This window comes from Sediminicola luteus (assembly GCF_002514735.1).
GTDB lineage: Bacteria > Bacteroidota > Bacteroidia > Flavobacteriales > Flavobacteriaceae > HQA918.
Genome location: NZ_NBWU01000001.1, coordinates 423,187 through 442,230, shown reverse-complemented (window position 1 = coordinate 442,230; position 19,044 = coordinate 423,187). Strand labels below are relative to the sequence as shown.

Genomic DNA, 19,044 nt, shown 5'->3' with positions numbered 1-19,044 from the left:
AAGCCTAGGAAACACCCAAGTATTTTTCGGGTAGAGCCAATCCATAAGCGTTACTTGACAGTCGATTTGTGTTTTGGGATGCCGATGGACCAAATACATAAATAATAGGGAGATGTCCTAAACTATAACTACCTAAAGAGTAAAGGGTATTGATATGCTACTTTTTATTCCAGTTAAAAAGATGGCTTAAAAAAGATTCCCGTTTACGCGACGATACCGGAATCTTTTTACCGTTTTTCAGGTATATGGTACCGGCCTTATCATATTTGTCTATAAACTTTAAATTGACCATAAAGGATTGGTGGGGGCGGGTAAAATCAAAATTGAGTAGGTGTTCTTCGTACTCTTTTATGGTTTTACTGGTGAGGTATTTTTTACCATTTTCCAGATAAAAGGTGGTATAGCCTTTGTCTGATTCACAAAAGACCAGTTCGTTCAGGTCTATGATCTGGTACGAGTCTTGAAGCGATAGGATTAGGGTGTCCCCTTGGTTTTCATAGGCTTTCTTCGCAGTGTTGATGGCTTGTTTTTGCGAGTGCACCGGGGTTTCGGCTACCTTTAGTAAAGCGGCTTTCAATTCTTCGAGATCTACGGGTTTCAATAGATAATCTACCGCGCCCATTTTTAAGGCCCGTAGGGCATATTCTTCGTAAGCAGTGATAAAAATGACCTTAAAATCGAGTGTTTCGGTACCCTCTAAAAAGTCGAAACCCGTACCGTCGGGCAGATTGATATCCAAAAACACCAGTTCCGGGGTACAGGCTTGGGCCACGATAACGGCTTCTGATACCGTACCACATTCCCCTACGATCTGTATTTCGGGCGCTACCATTTCTAGCATGCGCCTTAACCCTTTTCGAATGTGCTCCTTGTCTTCTATCAAAATTGCCTTCATATCGCAGTCGAATCTATTTTATACGGAATTATCAAAGTAACCAAAGTACCCCTTTTTCCAAAATCGGCACGGTTCTGTATATTTAGGGAACCGGGCATACCGAACTCCTTGGCCAATTTTTGCAAGCGTTCCGAGCTAATGGTGGTGGCGAGGGAGTTTTTACCTTTTTTGCGTTTGGATCTATTTTCGGAAATACCTTTGCCATTATCGGTTATGGTACAACACAACTCTTGGTTCTTGAATTGAATGCCCAATTCGATCTGTTTGTTAGGCTCATGGGCCTTAAAAGCATGTTCTACACAATTTTCAACAAAGGGTTGTATAAGCATGGGGGGTATTTTCAGGCTTCGGGTATCTACGGTCGAATCTACCTCTAAGGTATACCGGAAAGGAGGTTCGGTATCTAGGTTACGCAATTCCATATACCCATCTATAGTGGCCAGTTCATCGGAAAGGGCCACTAATTTTTGACGAGATCCCTCTAGGGTGTTTCGTAACAGCTTAGAGAATTTCGATAGGTAGGTCAGCGATTTAGCGTTTTCCCGGTTCAGTATCATACCCTGAAGTACCGAAAGGGAATTGAACATAAAATGCGGCGTCATTTGCGAGCGCAACAGTTTTTGTTCGGTCAAGATCGTTTCGTTTTTGGCTTTGATGTGTTGGTACTTCTGAAAGAAAAAGGCGCCTCCAAGTACCAAAGAGATCAATAAAATACCAATAACGGCCCAAAGGTATTGTTGCCTCGATTTTTCGAGGTCTTGGGAGGTGGTCAAAATAGTTCTACTGAGTTTCAGTTCACGGATATTGGCCGAGTCCAAGGCTTGTTGGTACTTGTATTCGTACTCCAATTGGGCGATTTTTTGAATATTCTCCTTATCGAAGATGCTGTCGTTCAGAATTTTGAACTGCCTATGGCTTTCTAGTGCTTTTTTATAGTTACCGGTATTTTGATAGATGGTTACCAGTGTTTCCAGTATTTTGTTTTGAGTTGAAAAAAACCTATGGTTTTCCGATAGTTGCTTACATTTTAAAGCATATTCAAGGGCTTGATGGTATTTTTTTTGGCCGATCAGGGTTTGTGCCAACCCTAAATAGGAGGCGCTCAATCCTTTAAGGTTATCGATTTCCAAACTTAGTTTTTGTGATCGCCAATACATGGCGTATGCTTCCGGATAGTTTTTTGTTTCCAAATAAATGTCCCCAATATTGTTAAGTACAAAAGCTTCACCACGTTTATCGTTGATCTCGGCATATAATTTCAGGCTCTTTTGATAGTATTCATTGGCCAAACTAAATTCTTTTTTTCCCTTATAGGTCTGCCCTAAATTGTTATAGGTTTTTGAAAGCACACCTATATCTGTCTCCTTGGCAAGTTTTAAAGTTTCTTTATAGAATTCAATCGCTTTATCGTATTTCTTCAAAGCTTCGTATAGGTTCCCCAGGTTGCCATAGGTTAGCATGATACGTCTTGTAATCGAGTTCTTTTTGGCGATTTCTAGGGTTTGGTTAAAATATTCTAAGGCCAAGGGATAATTCCCCTCATTGGAATAGGTTACGGCAATACCATTTTTACAAGAAGCCTTGCCTTTGGCATTATTGATGGTTTCATTGATCTGTAGGGCTTTATGAAAATAGATCCTGGCGTTTTCATAATCGTCGATATCGGTATACGACCAACCCAACTCATATAAAATCTCAGCGGTAGCTTTCGTATGGTCGGTTTTATTCGAGGCTACCAAAGCTTTTTTAAAGTATGAAATGGCCTCTTTTTGACGGCTATTATTGTACATGAACAGCCCCATTTCCTTGTAACATTGGGCAGTACCTTCATGCCAATCTATGGTTTGGTACAATGCTACGGCTTTGGAGAATTCAACGATTCCTCTCTTGTAATACGTTGCCTCAGCGGCTAATTTGCCCTTTATAAACAAAGCGTTCGCTTTGCCTTTTACATAGCCGATGTGCTCACTTATTGCCAAAGATTCCTCGAGATACGATGTGGCTTTGGTCGTATCCTTTACATGATGGGCATGGGCCAACTCATTTAATAAATTTACCCTTAGGGTATCTTTTTCTGAGTGTAAGGTTAGGCGTAGCCTTAGGCTGTCTATTTTTTTGGTTTGTCCTAAAACGGGTTGTATGCAAAAGAACCAGCAGCATAAAAATGTACTTATTCCAAAGAAATGAATATGTCGGTTTTTAGGAATCAACATGTATTTTATACGGAATTATTAAGGTAACCAAAGTCCCCTTTTCTCCAAAAACGGCTCTGTTTTGTATGGTTATGGAGCCCGGCATACCGAATTCTTTGGCCAATTTTTGCAAGCGTTCCGTACTAATGGTAGTGGCCAGGGAGTTTTTACCTTTTTTGGTTTTGGATCTGTTTTCCGATATGCCTTTGCCATTATCGGTTATGGTGCAGCATAGTTGTTGGTTTTTACACTGTATACCGACCTCGATACGTTTGTTGGGTTCATAGGCCGTAAAAGCATGTTCCACACTGTTTTCAACAAAAGGTTGGATCAGCATGGGGGGTATTTTCAATGAACGGGGGTCTACGTCTGGGTCTACTTGAAGTGTATATTGATATGGAGGATTGGTATCTAGGTTGCACAACTCCATATACCCATCTATAGTAGCCAGCTCATCGGAAAGGGCTACCAATTTTTGTCGCGAACCCTCTAGGGTACTTCGTAAGAGCTTTGAGAATTTTGATAGATAGGTTAGCGATTTGCCGTTTTCCTGGTTCAGGATCATCCCCTGTAAGACCGACAGGGAGTTGAACATAAAATGTGGTGTCATTTGAGAACGCAACAACTTTTGCTCGGTCAAAATCGTTTGGTTTTTGGCTTTGATGTTTTGATATTTCTGAAAGAAAAAGGCCCCACCAAGTACCGAGGTTACCAATAAGATACCAATAACCGCCCAAAGGTATCGCTGTCTCGATTTTTCGAGATCCTGGGAGGTGGTCAAAACGGTTTTGGTCAGTTTTAACTCCCGTATATTGGCCGAGTCCATGGCCTGTTTGTATTTGTATTCATATTCCAATTGGGCTATTTTTTCAACATTTTCCTTGTTAAAAAGGCTGTCATTCAGTTTTTTGTATTGGATGTGGCTCTCCAAGGCTTTTTTATAGTCTCGGTTGCCCTGAAATATGGTATACCGCAAGCCTGCGACTTTTTTGCGCATGGCTAACATTTCGAGTTCATCGGCGATTTCCGAACCTAGGTTTAGGGGTGTAACGGCCTTGTGGAATTGGTTTTCCCAGAGTAGGCTTTCGGCGATACCTAGGTAGCTCTCGGCCAATAACTGCTTATTCTGTATTTCAGAACTTATTTCATTCGCTTTTTCAAAGGCTTTTCGAGCTTCCTTGGGGTATCGCGACATTAGTTTTGCTTTGCCAATACTATTGTAACATACCGCCAGCTGCCTTAGGTCGTTTGTATTTTCACTCAACTCAAGTGAGGTCTTATAATAATTTAAGGCAGATTCTGGATCATTCTTTTTTAGATAAATACCCCCGATAATACTTTGGGTAGAGGCTACCAGACGTGTATTGCCCTTTTGTTGGGCGTATTTCAAAGATTTTTTCAGATGTCCTAGGGCCCGGTCATAGTTTTCCATCAGGGTGTAGATATCGCCTAGATTATTGTAACATTTGGCCATGGCCAAGGTATCTTGCGTGGCCAAATTGTATTGCAAGGCCTTGTTGTAGTTTGCTATGGCCAGGGGGTAATTGCCCTGTATTTTGTAGACAACGCCCAAATTAAACTGAACCGATGACACCCCATCTGCATCACCACTGGCCTTACTACGTTTTAAGGCCCTTTTATAATAATCGATGGTCTTGGTATATTCTCCTTTTTCAGAGTAAGCGTTACCTATATTTATCAAGCAAGTAATCTGTTCTCTTTCATCTCCTAATTCCTCATATATTTTTTGGGCTTTTTTATAGCGTTCAATGGCTTTGTCGTATTCAGATAGATCGTAGTGGGTTATACCAAAGGCAATATTGATAACCCCCATTCCCTTGATATCGTTTATCGATTTGTATTTTTCCAATGCCTGTTCAAAATAGGAAAGACTTTGAGGGATATTCGATTTAATATTCTCAAAAACCCCTTTTAAATAGAACACTTTGGCCTGACCAAGGGCGTAGTTGAGACTGTCACTTAAGCTTGCCGCCTTGTTAAGATAAAGGTTGGCCTGTTCCGAATCCCTTTGAAAGTTGTAGTAGGCCATACTGTACAAGAGGTTGGCACGGGTAGTATCTTGTACGGTATGATTGGCCAAGGCTGTTTTTAAACTATCCAGTTCCTGGGTTTGGGATTGCAAGGGTTCGTTTAGCCTTGTCAGGCAAATTACGATTAGGAAGGTTTTAAAAAGTTTACCCATAAAAGAATTGAAGGATTAAAAAATACCTCGCCCTTGGACTGATTTCTCCAAAAAAACAAGCCCGATAAGGGCACAGATACTCCCAAAGAAACGGAATTTTAGGTTAGCCCTTAAGGTAAATGGCATTGATCGATGGCGTAAATTGGAGTTAGGGAATACCCTGGTTCACGAATATGGGATACCGGCCAACGCATATGGGCTGGGAATACCTCTTTATGAATTGGATGTCCGATTTCATCAAAACCTGACTGAAATGGTAAAATAAGTATTCGACAAGGCTTATTTCGTAATGGGTACATTTGTCCCACCTAGTTGGAACCGTAATTTTTACGGGTTGATTTGGGTATTTTAAAGAGTTCCTATGTTGTTGTTGCGAAGATTGGTGCAGATTGGGTTAGGTGATAAGCCCACGGCACTTCAAAGGAAAAAAGTCTCCTTTTTAAATTTATTAAGTTTAAACGGGGTGGTATTAAACCCTATTTTTGGCCTGTATTCATTATTTACGGGTGCCTACGCCATGGCCATTTTCCATGGGGTAATGGGCTTACTGTATACCCTAGTGTTATGGATTCATAAACGCATGGGGTATCAAAAAGCATCCGCATTATTATGGGTGGTCAATTACCTCTACTTTCTGGTTTTGTTTCCCACCATTTCCACGCCGATCCTTGGTATTTATTGTGTGATAATCGCCATAATCAGCTTGTTGTTCTTTAAAAACAAATGGGTCAACTTTTCAGGGTTTTTTCTAAGTATAGTAGGTTACTATATCATCCTTAATACGGAAGGAATTCGGTACGAGGCCGATCATTTGTTGAATAATGGGGCCGCTTTGTTTTCCATATTGTTCCTCTGTGTTTGGGGGTTTAAGTATACCAACAAAAACTACGAGGACCAATTAAAACGGCAGCACGAACAGGCGGTTAAAATGCAAAAACGGCTCGATAAACAAAGTAAGGAATTGGTAGAGCTTAATACCTTTCAAAACCACTTTTTTGTAAACCTTACCCACGAGTTTCGTACACCAATAACCCTGATAAAAGGCCAATTAAACAGCTTATATCAAGAAATCAATGACGGGGAATCGATTCAAAGGGTCAAAAAAGTAGAGCGCCATATTAACAAGATGGAAGGGTTGATAAACGATATTATCGACATAGCTAAAATCGAATCCAATTCTTTGATGTTGGAGCATAAAAACTTAAATCTGAATCAGTTTGTCCAACGCGTATTCCTATCGTTCGAACCTATCTTCAATAAAGAGGACATCCGTTTTTCTTTAGATCAGGCAAAAGAAGAAGGTTACATTTTCGCCGATTCCATTTATCTAGAACGGGTGTTTGGCAATATCTTGACCAATGCCCTAAAGTATACCCCCAGCCAAGGACAAGTCAGCATGGGCGTCCGCAACCTTGGCCAGACCTACGAAATCCGGATTTCGGATAGCGGAACCGGGGTGGCCGATACGGATTTGGAACGTATTTTCGAACGCTATTATCAGGCTGATAACGATTTAAATAAGGCGGGGGGTAGTGGCATAGGGTTGGCTTTTAGTAAAGAGGTTATCAGTCTTCTTGGCGGAACCATTAAAGCTGCGAACAATGCCAAAGGCGGGTTAACCATAACGATTACTTTAGATAAAGTTTCGAAAGAAAGAAGTGAGTCCCATGGGAATAGAAATTTAGAACTTTACAAAAAGGTGTATGATCAGAATCATTTGACAAAAAAGAAGGTATTGGTCGTAGACGACAATGCCGAAATGCGGGACTATGTGGCGGAGGTTTTAAAAGAGTATACAACAGTACAAGCGGCCAATGGCAAAGAGGCCCTCACGATTTTGGAAAATGAACGGATCGATGCCGTAGTAACCGATTTTATGATGCCGGTTATGGATGGGAGTGCCTTGCTAGAGGCCATGAAGGCCAAACCATACATGATACCCGTTATAATGCTCACCGCCCGGGCCGATACCCAAAGTAAATTAGGGATGCTTCAGTTAGGGGTCCAAGATTACCTGACCAAACCCTTTATTGAGGAAGAATTGGTATTTAGGTTACGGAATGTACTGGAAAATACCCGAGAGCGGAAGTTATTCCTTCAATCAGAAATCGAAAAACCTGCCGATAACTTCCCAATACCGGACCCTACGCCAACCCATACGTCAATGGCCCGAAACTTAGTGGAAGAACATATTTCGGACCCCTATTTTGGAGTGGCCCAGCTCTCACAAGATCTTAATATTTCGGAAAGGACCCTTTACCGGGCATTAAAAAAAGAGACTGGTCTTACACCTAACGCCTTTATCAGGGAGATAAAACTACAACGTATTAGGCAGGTCATTGAAAGTGGTCCCAAGCGTTCGCTTCAAGAATTGGCCCTATCGGTCGGTCTAACCAACGGCACCTATTTAAACAACCTGTATAAAGAGCAATTTGGGCGCGATATCTATCCGGACTAGGTAAAATCGTTAGATTTTATTCTGGGTTAAGGTACTGTATTACAGTGTGTAATAGATACTGTCCGATTTTAAATATACACTTGTCCGAAATGGAAAAGGTGAAGATGGAATGATCGTTTTTTGCTAGCGTTTTCTTTGCAAAACCAAAGGGGAGACCCTCAATTTTGTAATATAAAATCCATGAAGAAAACGAACGCAATCAAAACGGTTTTGGCCCTGGCGGTCGTAGCTGTATCCCTGTATTCCTGTAGTAACGAAGACGATACCGTTGAAAATTCCCCGCCCGAAATAAAGGCGCAGACTTTTTCCGCTTCCGAGGCTATTGACGATGCCCAGATTATAGGAAAAGTAAAGGCAACTGATCCCGATGGGGATCAACTTGTATTCAGTATCACCGAAAACAGTAATGGCCTGTTTGAAATTTCAAGTCAAGGCGATTTAAGCCTTTCTGATAATGCCTCACTAGACTTTGAAACCGCTAGCTCCCATACCATTAAAGTTGCCGTGACCGATGGTGCCGATAAAGTAGAACAAAACATGACCATTACGGTGGTAGATGTAGATGAGAACCAAGCTCCGGTAATTGCTGCCAACCAGGAATTTGCCATAGATGAAAACAGCCCGGCGGGCGTTGCCATGGGAACTGTAACGGCTACCGATCCCGATAACGATGCATTAAAATTCACCATTGCAAGTACTATTCCTGCCTCTGCTTCCAATGTATTTGCCATAGATGCCGATACTGGCGCCCTTACGAATACGGCCGACAATTTGGATAGAGAGGCGCAAAGCAGCTATTTACTGAACATTAACATTTCCGATGGCAGTTTGAGTAGCAGTATTCAAATTAAGGTGGTAATCAACGATATCGATGAAGTCCCAGTATTTACGAATGCTCCCTTTACCTTTGAAATTGCCGAAGATGCTGCACCAAGTACCCAAGTGGGTGTGGTTACGGCCACCGATCCCGAGAATGCCGATATCACCTTTAGTTTAGTGCCATCCGAGACCGGCCCGAATAAGTTCCGTGTGAATCCGAACGGAATAATCACCTTACACCCAAACCATAGTCTCGATTATGAGACTGCGACCCAACATATCGTAAAAGTCATGGTTTCCGATGGCGGATTAAGTGCTACGGAAGACGTAACCATTATCGTAACCGATGTTGACGATACCGTATTGCGTACCTCCACCTTCTTAGGTAAGGGCGGTACTTCCGGTTTTATGGATGGAGTAGGAGCAGCCGCTAGATTCTCGAGGCCCAAGGGCATAGCCATTTTGGGCGACGATATGTATATAGCCGATACTGACAACCACATCATCCGTCATGTTCAGATAAGTACCGGGGTCGTAAGTGTTTTTGCTGGAAAACCTGGCGTAGCTGGTTTTGACGACGGAAGCAAAACCGGGGCCACCTTTGATCACCCCACCGATGTAGACGTAGATCAATCTGGGGTGGTATATGTGGCCGATAGTTACAACCACGCTATTCGTAAAATAGACGCTGGCGGAGTGGTTACCTTGGCTGGTAACGGTACGGCAGGCTTAACCGATCAAACGGGTGACCAAGCCCAATTCCAATACCCTTCTGGGGTGGCGGTAACCGCAAATGGCATGTTCGTTTATGTGGCCGACACCCGTAATAATGCTATCAGAAAAATTACCGATACAGGGGTTGTTACTACCATGGCCGGTAATGGTATGGTAGGTGATGTAGATGGCGGATCGAACGTATCGCGACTGAACGCCCCGACCGATATTACCATAAATAAAACAACCAACCTCCTTTTTGTAACCGATACCGGAAACCACAAGGTTAAAGTATTGGATGCTGGCGGGGGCTTGGCCACTTTGGCCTCTCAAGGTATCGTAATCCGAGGGCCACAAGGTATCGCCGTCGATACCACTACCGATGCCCTATATATAACCACAGCCGTAAACGGATTGCATACCGTGCTAAAGGCCGCCTTGGATGATAGCGGACTTTTTTACGATACCCAGATTTTCGCGGGTAGAAGTGGGGTAGTGGGTTATGTAGATGGCCCGGCCGATGTATCTCTTTTCCGCAAACCCGTAGGTGTGGTAGTTGATCCAGTAGATGGTAGTGTTTATGTGGGTGATTCCGAAAATCATATCATCAGAAAAGTAGCGATAGAATAGGCCCCGAATGCTAATCGAATCAATGTACAAATCAATATTAAATCCAATACGATGAAAAAAATAAGTACGGCCATAATATTGGCCCTGTTAAGCTTTTCTTGCGGCAAAGACGATGCACCAAGTACGACCAAGGTAACCACTGCCGATGTTAAAGTAACCATAGATGAAAACCCCAAAACCGGACAAGATATTTCTACGGTTATGGGGAGTACGGATCAAGGTTCCCTAAATTTCAAATTAACCCAAGAGAACCCCTCAGGGGCTTTGGCCCTAGATGCCAGTTCTGGAAAGATTACGGTTAAAAATGCCGATTTGTTCGACTTTGAAAGCCAACCACAAATTACGGCCACCGTGGTCGTGTCTAGTGGGGCAACCTCCAAAAATGCTGGGGTAACCATTACCCTTAATGATGTAAAAATACCCCAGAATGGTCTTGTGGCCCATTATCCCCTAGACGGCGATGCCACAGATATGTCGGCCAATGCCAATACCGGGACCGCCATGGAATTGGCCCTGGCCGAAGACCGTAATGGCATAGCGGACAAAGCTTTCGATTTTTCAAAACCAGGGGCGTTCATCGATTTAGATGATCAAGACTTCTTTCATGGCGTCGATAAGAACTTTGCGATTTCCTTTTGGATGAAACCAGCTACTTCGCTCGAGAATAGCACCATACTCTCAAAACTGTCGCAATCGACCAGTTGTGGTGAAGACGAGCAAGAGTTCATTATGCGGGTGAGAAATGGGAAGTTATCCATCATTTTTTATGGTAATTCCGCATCGGCCTACCGTGGTTTTATAACTGATACCGACCTCCAATTAGATCAATGGTACCATGTAGTGGTAAACTACAAAGCTGATCCGGGTACCAATGAATGGTCAGATCGGTTCGAAGTGGTTATCAACCAAACGGAACAAACCTTGACCCTCGCTACGTCGGTCAATGCTTTTCCTTTTGATATTGAGGATACCGATAGTCATTTGGCCATTGGCAACCGTTTAGATAGTAGTGGCGCCGTATGTGTAGACGTCCCTTTTCAAGGTACCTTGGATGAAATGGCGATTTACGACCGCAATTTAACCCATACTGAAATAACCACTTTGTGGGAAGATAAATTCTAAAATGCCTTTGGATTTTAACGGCATAAAACCATCCTAAACAACTACACCAAGGGCCCTCCAATATAATGGGGGGCTTTTTTGTGATTGGAAATAGGGCATTCAACATGTGACCACAGGGTAATAGCCTATAAAAGCTAGATGGAATCTGGGTTTAGGATGCTAGAAAAACTTACTAGCGGTAAAAACCAAACTCACCATATAAATCTTGCTTTTGACAACATTATGTTTCCCTAACTAGAAACGGAACTTAGTTTTAGCGGCCAAATTGGTCCTAATTTTAGAAATACCCTAAGTTCCCTATGCTTGTACGATGGTTGTCGCTCGTTCTTATCTTTTTTTCCCTTTCCCTAACCGCCCAAGATTTTGAAACCCGATGGGATACTTCCCTGCCCGGTGTTTCATTGGACACGGAGATTACGATACCTACTAATCCGGCCTTTACCTATAATTACGCGGTAGATTGGGGCGATGGAAATTCCGATACCAATGTCACTGGAGATATTACCCATACCTATGCCAGTGCCGGTATTTACACCGTACGTATCAGTGGTACATTTCCGGCCATTTACTTTAATGATGGCGGGGATCGCGAAAAGATATTGGAAATAGTCAATTGGGGAAACCTCACCTGGCAATCTTTCGAAAATGCCTTTTACGGCTGTACCAACCTTAATTTCGATGCCATTGCGGCACCCGATCTTACGCAAGTCATCAGTTTAAAGAATATGTTCCGTGAAGCTGTGGCCATGAACGGCATTCTTAACCATTGGAATGTAAGTACTATTGCAGATATCTCCGGCATGTTTGCCGATGCCGAGATATTTAACCGACCCTTGGACAATTGGAATACGATTTCGGTAACCGATATGTCGGAAACTTTTTCCGGGGCCCATCTCTTTAATGAGCCCTTGGACAATTGGAATACCGCCTCGGTAACCACCACCAAGAATATGTTCCGTGCAGCCAATAATTTTAATCAGATTATTGGCAATTGGGATGTTAGTCAGGTAACCGATATGAGTGGTATGTTCGCCTATGCCAATCGTTTTAACCGACCCTTGAATACCTGGAACGTAGCTAATGTTACCTTAATGGTAGATATGTTTGCGGGTGCCGACTTTGATCAACCTTTGAACAATTGGGATGTTGCTGCGGTTACCGATATGAGTGGCATGTTTTCACAATATTGCGATTTTAACCAGAACATTAACAATTGGAACGTAAGTAATGTGACAGATATGTCCGATATGTTCCTTAGGGCTACCTATTTTAACCAACCCTTGGATCAATGGGATGTGTCTTCGGTTACCGATATGAGTGGCATGTTCGATGGCTTTTATGCCACGATGGTATTTAATCAACCCCTAAATACCTGGAACGTAAGTAATGTCACCGATATGGCAAATATGTTCAGGGATACTCGGGACTTTGACCAACCCCTAAATAATTGGGATGTAAGCCAGGTAACGAATATGAACCGAATGTTCGAAAGGGCCGATGCTTTCAACCAGGATATCAGCGGGTGGAATGTGGGCAATGTGACCAGTATGGCCTCCATGTTCCAAGAAACCGAGACTTTTAACATAAACCTGAATGCTTGGAATGTATCTCAAGTGACCAATATGTCTTATGTCTTTTATAGATCTGAATCGTTTAATCAGCCTTTGGATTTATGGAATGTAAGTGCGGTAACCAATTTTCAACGCAGCTTTGCACAATCGGTATTCGATCAAGACATCAGTGGCTGGGATGTTTCCGCGGCTTCCAATATGAATGGTATGTTCCTTTCGGCCAGTGTTTTTAACCGGAATCTAGCCCCTTGGAATATTGCCAATGTATCGAATATGACCGATATTTTCTCCAACAGTGGTCTTTCCCAAGAGAATTACGACAACGTACTGATCGGTTGGGCCACCCAATCGGTGAGGGACAATATAAATTTTGGGGCAACTGCGCTTAAGTATTGCGATGGTATGGCGGCCCGTCAAGAATTGATAGACGACCACAGTTGGAACTTTACCGGCGATATTCCCAATTGTTCTTTTGTACTCTGTACCCAGGTTACCGCACCTTTGGATGGCGATACCAATGTGCCTGCCAATTCCGATATTCGATGGGCCCCGGCCCCCAATGCCACGGGTTACCGCATTAGCATACGGCGCGAAAACGGTGCAACCACCCAAGTGATTTATGACAACGAGGATGTAGGCAATGTGGTCAAAGTTATTTTTACCAACGAATTTATTCCGGGCGATACGGTTTACGTTACCGTGGTTCCATACAATGCCGAAGGCCCGGCTACGGGTTGTACCGAAATGAGTTTTACCGTGGTAGATAGTTGGGTTAACAGTCCCGATGCCTTTAAACTTACTTACGATACTTCGGTTACCAGCTCATCCACGACCAACGCCAATCAGTTAAAGATCGAGGCCAATACAGGCTACCCGAACTATTTAAGCTACAACTATTCCATAGATTGGGGCGATGGTGAATACAATAACAATGTAACTGGCGATATTACCCATACCTACCTCAATCCGGGCGTGTATACGGTATCGATTATTGGCGATTACCCGGCGCCATATCACGATTATTCCAATACCGATGCCATTAAATTACAGACCATAGACCAATGGGGTACCCAACAGTGGCAATCTATGGAACGTGCCTTCTATGGTTGTCGTAATATGACCTATAATGCCACCGATGTACCCGACCTTTCCCAAGTTACCCATATGACGAGTATGTTCAGTGGGTGTCGCGAGTTTAATGGAGACATCAATAACTGGGATGTCTCCAATGTAACCCATATGATTTCCACCTTTGTAGGGGCTTCCGAGTTCGATCAACCCTTAAACAATTGGGACGTTTCCAATGTTACCCATATGAGTAGTATGTTTTATTCGGCTTCCAAATTCAATCAACCCTTGAATTCTTGGAACATGTCTAATGTGACTACTATTCGGAGTATGTTCGAGCAAGCCAAGGCCTTTAATCAACCTTTGGATGGCTGGGATGTGTCGTCGGTAACCGATATGTCCGAAGCATTTGAAAGGGCAGAGTCCTTCAACCAACCCTTAAATAGTTGGGATGTATCCAATGTGACCGATATGCATGGCATGTTCAACGGTTTTGTATACGATATGGCCTTCAACCAACCGCTAGACAATTGGGATGTTTCCCAAGTGACGAATATGTCGGAGATGTTCGAGCGATGTGTAGATTTTAATCAACCCTTGAACACCTGGAACGTGTCCAATGTTACCGATATGAGTGATATGTTCACCAGTGCCCGTAGTTTTGACCAACCCTTGAACAATTGGAATGTGGGCCAGGTAACCGATATGTCGGCCATGTTCAGCTCGGCCCGAAGTTTTAACCAAGACATCAGCAACTGGAACGTAACCCATGTAACCAATATGCGGTATATGTTCAGCTATGCCGTAGCCTTTAATAGTCCCTTAAATACTTGGGATGTAAACTCCGTGGTCAATATGACCGCCATGTTCCGAAATGCCGAAAGTTTTAACCAACCTTTGGCCAATTGGGATGTAAGCGCCGTGGCCAATATGACATCGATGTTCGAAGAGGCCGAACTGTTTAATCAGCCTATAAATACTTGGGATGTAAGTTCGGTAACCTTAATGGAATCTATGTTCGAAGAGGCTTTGGCCTTTGATCAAGAATTGAATAACTGGAATGTGGCCTCGGTAACCGATTTTGAGGCCATGTTCAAAGGGGCCGAAAGTTTTAACGGATCCTTGGGCAACTGGGATACGGGGGAAGCCCAGAACATGTTCGAAATGTTCTATGGGGCTACGGTTTTTGATCAAAACCTCAATGCATGGGATGTTTCCTTTGTCACCACTTTGGGTGGTATGTTCCAAAATGCCACGACCTATAATCAAAGTATGGATGCCTGGAACGTGGCCTCGGTAACCACTATGGAGCGTATGTTCCAAGGCGCCACCAGCTTTAATTCGGCCATTGGATCGTGGAACGTGCGTCGCGTGGAAAATATGTCGGCCATGTTCAGTGGGGCTACGGCCTTTGATCAAAATCTGAACAATTGGCGGGTGTTCAACGTCGCTAATATGGATTATATGTTCCGAAATGCCTCGGCCTATAACCAGAACATGGAACAATGGGATATTCGAACTACTAGCATGCGGTCCATGTTCGATAATGCCACAGCTTTCGATCAAGATTTGGGCGATTGGAATATGGCCCAAGTAACCCAAGTTCAAGAAATGTTGGACAATGCTGGGCTGTCACGTACTAACTATGACAATACGCTTATTGCCTGGTCTGAACAGACCCTTACACCCGGATTGCAATTTGGGGCGGCCACCTTGCCCTATTGCGATGCCCTGGAAGAACGACAGGCTATAATCGACACCTATGGCTGGATCATCACCGGCGATGTGTTGGATTGTCCGCTTCCGGCCTGTACCCAATTGACCTCCCCTTTGAATGGGGCCATAGACGTACCCGAAAACACCAACCTAAGTTGGGATAGCGCCCTATTTGCGCGTGGTTACAGGTTAACGGTAAGGACCATGCCCGGTAATGTGGTCGTGGTAAACAATGAGGCCGTAACCGAAACCACCTATAGTTTTACCAATGATTTTAATGCAGGCGATACGGTGTTCGTAAGCTTGGTACCTTATAACGATACAGGAGATGCCGTGGGTTGTGTCGAGGAAAGCTTTACCATTACCAATACCATCATCGCTCCCGTTCCCGATTGTACGGTCTTGACCCTTCCGGTAGATGGCGCTACGGAGGTGGAGGTAACCACCGATATAAGCTGGGCCCCTGTGGCCAATGCCGATGGCTATCGAATTTCCGTGGGTACTACATCTGGGGGTAATGAAGTGCTTTCCAATGTAGACTTAGGCAATGTAACCACCTACGATCTAACCACCGATTTACCAGAGGATACCCAAATATTCGTAACCCTAACCCCGTATAATGCCGAAGGCGATGCCACGGCCTGTACCGAAGCCTCTTTCACCACGGAGTTAATACCCGTGCCACCAGCTTGTACCACTTTAAGCAATCCATTGAATGGTACTACCAATGTACCCGTCGATACCGGCTTGGCGTGGAATGCCGTAGCCGATGCCACCGGTTATTTGGTAGTGGTAGGTACTACCCAAGGGGGTAATGAAGTAGTAAATCAGGTTGATGTTGGCAATGCGACTACATTTTCCTTTCCCGACGACCTACGTACCAATCGTACGTATTATGTAAGCATAATCCCGTATAACAATATTGGCGATGCCTTGGCCTGTACCGAAGAAAGCTTTAGGACAGGTGCCGGTACCCTGAATGATCCACCAGCCTGTACGGCTTTGGTATCCCCATTGAACGGCGCAACCGATATTGCCGTTTCTACCGATTTAAGTTGGACGGCTGCTGCCAATACCGATGGTTATAGGCTTACCCTAGGTACGAGTTCTGGGGGTAATGACCTTTTGGATAATTTGGATGTAGGTAATGTGACCACTTATGATTTGGCCACCGATCTACCCGAAAACACTACGGTATACCTGACCATTGTACCCTATAACGCCAACGGACCGGCCACGACCTGTACCGAAGAAAGCTTCACGACTGAAACCGTGGCCACCGTACCGGCCTGTACCCAATTGACGGCGCCTTTAAGCGGAGCCACCGATGTAGCTATCGATACTGATTTATCTTGGACAGCATCACCAACGGCAACCGGCTATAAGATCAATATGGGCACCACGAGCGGCGCCACCGATATTCTGAATGTGGCCAATGTAGGTAATATAACTACCTATGACCTTGCCGCCGATTTGGACGGATCGACCACCTATTTCGTCACGATTGTTCCGTATAACGCTGAAGGGGATGCCTTGGGTTGTACCGAAGAAAGTTTTACCACTGAAACCGTGGCCACGGTACCGGCTTGTACCCAATTGACGGCGCCTTTAAGTGGAGCCACCGATGTAGCCGTCGATATCGATTTGTCTTGGACCGTGTCACCAACGGCAACTGGCTATAAGATTAATATGGGCACCACGAGCGGTGCCACCGATATTCTGAATGCGGCCAATGTAGGTAATATAACAACCTATGACCTTGCCGCCGAATTGGACGGATCGACCACCTATTTCGTCACGATTGTTCCGTATAACGCTGAAGGGGATGCCTTGGGTTGTACCGAAGAAAGTTTTACCACGGAAACCGTGGCCACTTTACCGACTTGTACCCAATTGACCGACCCTACGAACAATGCCACCGGGGTGTTCGTAGATTCCGATATTTCCTGGGCGGCTTCGGCCACGGCCACGGGCTACCGAATACGTATGGGAACCACTAGTGGCGGTAACGATATTCTAGACCAGTTAGATGTGGGGAACGTAACCACTTACGATTTACCCAACGATCTGCCGGGATTATCGCCCATATTCGTTACTATTACCCCTTATAATGCGGTGGGCGATGCCGTAGGTTGTACCGAAGAACGTTTCGATACCAATGTAGCACCCAGTCCACCGGCCTGTTCCAACCTATTGGTACCTGCACCCAATGCCGTGGGGGTTGCCTTGGATACCGATATCAGCTGGATTCCCTTAGGTGAGGCTACCGGCTACCGATTGACCGTGGCCACAAGCAGTGGGGGTAACGATATAGTAGATAATGTCGACGTGGGAGCCAATATCACCTACGATTTGCCGGACGACCTGCCCGAGAACACTACCATTTATGTCAGTGTAGTGCCCTACAATGCCCTGGGGGATGCCAGTGGTTGTTCCGAAAATAGTTTTACCACCCTTAATGGGGCTGCCCCACCGAATTGTACGGCCATGACCTCCCCGCTGAATGGGGCCATCAATGTACCATTGGATGCCAATATCGAATGGGCTGCCATACCCGAGGCCTTAGGCTATCGAATTACGGTAGGTTCGGTAAACGGTGGCGGTGAGATTACCCTAAACGAAGATGTAGGCAATGTAACCAGCTATAGTTTTGGCCCGGGATGGGTAGAAAGCGTAACCTATTACGTAACAATAGTTCCTTACAATACCGCTGGTGATGCCTTGGGTTGCGCCGAAGAAAGTTTTGTAACCGTACCCCCACAAACGATTCCAGACTGTCCGTTAATGGTATACCCAAGCCAAGGCGATACGGCCGTACCCATAGATACCGCATTTTCGTGGCAAGAGGTTACACAAGCCGATGGTTACCGTATTTCCTTGGGCAACGTGTCAGGCCAATATAATCTATTAAATGCGATGGATGTTGGCGCGGTTACCACCTATCAGTGGTCACAGCCCCTACCCGAAGGGCAAGACCTCTATCTATTGGTAGAGGCCTATAATACCGCAGGAACTTCGGCCTTTTGCGACGAGGTCCGATTTACGACCCTAAGTATACCCAATCCGCCCCCCTGTAGTGCCTTGGTGCATCCGGCCACAGGAGACACCGAAGTAGCTGTGGACACGGTTTTGGAATGGGAGGCCATAGATACGGCCACAGGCTACCACCTTGGCGTGGGGACTTCTCCCGGCGGTGATGATCTATTGCCCTTGGTAGATGTGGGCCTTTTGACCAGTTATCAATTGGCTACCGATTTACCATTCGAAAGTGAAATTTTTGTAACCATAATTCCCTATAACGAAGATGGCGATGCTACGGGCTGTGACGAACAGTCGTTTACCACTATAGAAGAACCCGAAGTAGAGACCCAATATGGTTTCTCTCCCGATGGCGATGGTATCAACGAATTTTGGGAAATCAAAGGAATAGAACAATACCCTAATAACGTGGTGACCATATACAACAGATGGGGCGATGCCGTATTTAAGATATCGGGTTACGACAATGTTTCACAGGTATTTCGGGGCCAGGCCAACCAACTTACCAACAGGGGTGGGGGTACCTTACCCGAAGGCACCTATTTCTTCCAAATCGATATTCCTGAATCCCATAACCTAAAGGCAACCCAAGGGTTCCTAGTCCTTAAACGATAATC

At 44.5% G+C, this 19,044-nt stretch carries 7 protein-coding genes; 4 read left to right on the top strand and 3 right to left on the bottom strand.

From position 1 onward, the window contains the following. Positions 1-157: 157 nt before the first annotated feature. Genes B7P33_RS08640 through B7P33_RS08630 form a run of 3 tightly spaced genes read right to left on the bottom strand, consistent with a single transcriptional unit; the run spans position 158 to position 5,230 of the window. Positions 158-895: a LytR/AlgR family response regulator transcription factor gene (locus B7P33_RS08640; protein ID WP_097441576.1), complete on the bottom strand. Its 738-nt coding sequence runs from the start codon at positions 893-895 to the stop codon at positions 158-160. Continuing rightward, complete coding sequence (locus tag B7P33_RS08635; RefSeq protein WP_097441575.1) at positions 892-3,108, bottom strand: tetratricopeptide repeat protein; 2,217 nt, start codon at positions 3,106-3,108, stop codon at positions 892-894. Before B7P33_RS08635 ends, B7P33_RS08640 begins: the two co-directional genes overlap by 4 nt. Next, complete coding sequence (locus B7P33_RS08630; RefSeq protein ID WP_172435899.1) at positions 3,095-5,230, bottom strand: tetratricopeptide repeat-containing sensor histidine kinase; 2,136 nt, start codon at positions 5,228-5,230, stop codon at positions 3,095-3,097. The genes B7P33_RS08635 and B7P33_RS08630 overlap by 14 nt, the downstream gene beginning before the upstream one ends. A 421-nt stretch (positions 5,231-5,651) precedes the next feature. Between B7P33_RS08630 and B7P33_RS08625 the strand changes: the two genes are divergently transcribed. From B7P33_RS08625 to B7P33_RS08610, 4 genes are all read left to right on the top strand, one after another. Further along, a complete protein-coding gene (locus B7P33_RS08625) occupies positions 5,652-7,748 on the top strand; it encodes a hybrid sensor histidine kinase/response regulator transcription factor (protein ID WP_097441573.1) in 2,097 nt (698 codons plus the stop codon). 180 nt (positions 7,749-7,928) lie between these two features. Beyond that, entirely contained in the window at positions 7,929-9,911 is a 1,983-nt protein-coding gene (locus B7P33_RS08620) for a cadherin domain-containing protein (protein WP_097441572.1), read from the top strand. Between the two features lie 51 nt (positions 9,912-9,962). Next, the gene (locus B7P33_RS08615) at positions 9,963-11,033 is read left to right on the top strand and encodes a LamG domain-containing protein (protein WP_097441571.1); all 1,071 of its coding nucleotides are present in this window, start codon (positions 9,963-9,965) and stop codon (positions 11,031-11,033) included. Positions 11,034-11,332: 299 nt separating this feature from the next. Beyond that, the gene (locus B7P33_RS08610; RefSeq protein WP_097441570.1) at positions 11,333-19,042 is read left to right on the top strand and encodes a BspA family leucine-rich repeat surface protein; all 7,710 of its coding nucleotides are present in this window, start codon (positions 11,333-11,335) and stop codon (positions 19,040-19,042) included. The last annotated feature ends 2 nt before the right edge of the window (positions 19,043-19,044 follow it).

Excerpts from the sequence above, each read along its gene's own strand:
- B7P33_RS08610 (WP_097441570.1), top strand. The coding sequence starts at position 11,333 with ATGCTTGTACGATGGTTGTCGCTCGTTCTTATCTTTTTTTCCCTTTCC.
- B7P33_RS08625 (WP_097441573.1), top strand. The coding sequence starts at position 5,652 with ATGTTGTTGTTGCGAAGATTGGTGCAGATTGGGTTAGGTGATAAGCCC.
- B7P33_RS08615 (WP_097441571.1), top strand. The coding sequence starts at position 9,963 with ATGAAAAAAATAAGTACGGCCATAATATTGGCCCTGTTAAGCTTTTCT.
- B7P33_RS08620 (WP_097441572.1), top strand. The coding sequence starts at position 7,929 with ATGAAGAAAACGAACGCAATCAAAACGGTTTTGGCCCTGGCGGTCGTA.
- B7P33_RS08640 (WP_097441576.1), bottom strand. The coding sequence starts at position 895 with ATGAAGGCAATTTTGATAGAAGACAAGGAGCACATTCGAAAAGGGTTA.
- B7P33_RS08635 (WP_097441575.1), bottom strand. The coding sequence starts at position 3,108 with ATGTTGATTCCTAAAAACCGACATATTCATTTCTTTGGAATAAGTACA.